The organism is Streptococcus didelphis DSM 15616, assembly GCF_000380005.1.
In the GTDB taxonomy this organism is placed as follows: domain Bacteria; phylum Bacillota; class Bacilli; order Lactobacillales; family Streptococcaceae; genus Streptococcus; species Streptococcus didelphis.
Window position 1 is genome coordinate 1 of sequence record NZ_KB904193.1, and the last position, 1446, is coordinate 1446.

At 32.3% G+C, this 1446-nt stretch carries 3 protein-coding genes; 1 reads left to right on the forward strand and 2 read right to left on the reverse strand.

Going from position 1 to position 1446, the window contains the following annotated elements; translation table 11 throughout:
• On the forward strand, positions 1-248 hold a 248-nt coding region (locus A3GU_RS0105350; RefSeq protein ID WP_018366509.1), incomplete at its 5' end, for an integrase core domain-containing protein.
• 89 nt (positions 249-337) lie between these two features.
• Here the strand turns inward: A3GU_RS0105350 and A3GU_RS0105355 are convergent.
• Together A3GU_RS0105355 and A3GU_RS0105360 are read right to left on the reverse strand one after the other, a co-directional pair.
• Entirely contained in the window at positions 338-832 is a 495-nt protein-coding gene (locus tag A3GU_RS0105355) for a hypothetical protein (RefSeq protein ID WP_018366510.1), read from the reverse strand.
• Between the two features lie 32 nt (positions 833-864).
• Positions 865-1446, reverse strand: a 582-nt coding sequence (locus A3GU_RS0105360; RefSeq protein WP_026216454.1) for a LysM peptidoglycan-binding domain-containing protein, incomplete at its 5' end; no start/stop codon positions are given.

Here is a 1446-nt window from a genome sequence, read left to right on the forward strand (position 1 = left end):
TAATTGATGAAATATTGGAAGCCTTTGGAATCACACGTTCGCTTAGTCAGGCTGGTTGTCCTTATGACAATGCCGTAGCTGAAAGTACGTATCGTGCTTTCAAAATTGAATTTGTTTATCAAGAAACTTTTCAATCGCTGGAAGAACTAGCTCTTAAGACTAAAGACTATGTTCATTGGTGGAATTACCACCGCATTCATGGTAGTCTCAACTATCAAACACCAATGACTAAAAGATTAATTGCCTAGAAAACACTTTATAAATGTTGTACAGAAAAGTGTTGCCTTTTCATAATAAACCTTTTTAAATCTATTGTATTTAATTATAATAATGGAAATCAATTATTCTCAATTCCAAAGTAGGGAGACTTTCCTTCTTCCCAAAATAGATTATATTTATTAACTAAAATTTTTAACTCATCCCTTTTAAAATTAGTTGACATGTACATATAAAAGTCATATCCAAAGTTAACCTCTAAATGTGAACTAATTAGCCTTGCCCATAGTTTTTCGCGCAAAATAAGCCTAGAGATCCTATCACATTGTTCAAGAGTCAAGTTCATACCTTCTCTAATATCAAAGTCTAAATCACTATTATTTAAATCGTTAATATCCAAATCAACCAACTTATAGGAGTCCACTTTTAATAAATTGGAAGCTTCTCTTAAAACATTAATATAACTACTTTCCACCTCATAATATGACTCAGGAGTAAGCAATACTCCATTGTATATCTTTCCGATATCACTAATAGAGGTCCAATCATCTTTTAAATAGTGTCCCTGTTCATTTCTGTCCTTAGTATTGTACTTAGAAATACGTAAATGATACATATTTTCTTTCCTTCCTTGTTAATTGTATTATTTTAGTCAGCTATCTTATTTAAATCTTTATCATAAGTTCCTTTTCTAGTAGTTTTACTCTTCAAATCTTTAACTGAATCGGCACCTTTCCAAACTCCACCTTTATGCCCAGTATTGTCAGGAGTAATGAACTTAGGACTCTTTTTAGTGTTTTTGAATACAGGTTCTCCATGACTTCTCTCATTTGTTTTTTCGTATCCTAACTCTTCGGCAGCTTTTCTTGCTTCTTTAGCTGTCACGCTTTCAACTATTAAATTTTGACCTGGATGGATAGTATAGTTTTGAATATTATTCCACTCAATCAATTCATCCATAGTTATTCCATATTTGTTAGCAACTAACCATACAGAATCTCCTGACTGAACACCATAAGTTTCTCTTGCATCTCCCAACTTTACATTAACTTTCTCAACAATCAATTTTTGACCGGGGTGAATTAAATTACCATTAATGTTATTCCACCTTATCAAATCATCCATGGTTATTCCGTTTTCATGCGCAATCTTCCAAACTGAGTCTCCTGACTGAACCTTATAGATTTTATCTTTTATAGGAGCTTCTGGTGTATTAATTGGTGTTTTAGT

What these genes read in the sequence shown, in the direction of transcription:
- A3GU_RS0105355 (WP_018366510.1), bottom strand. Translation starts at nt 832, where the DNA reads ATGTATCATTTACGTATTTCTAAGTACAATACTAAGGACAGAAATGAA.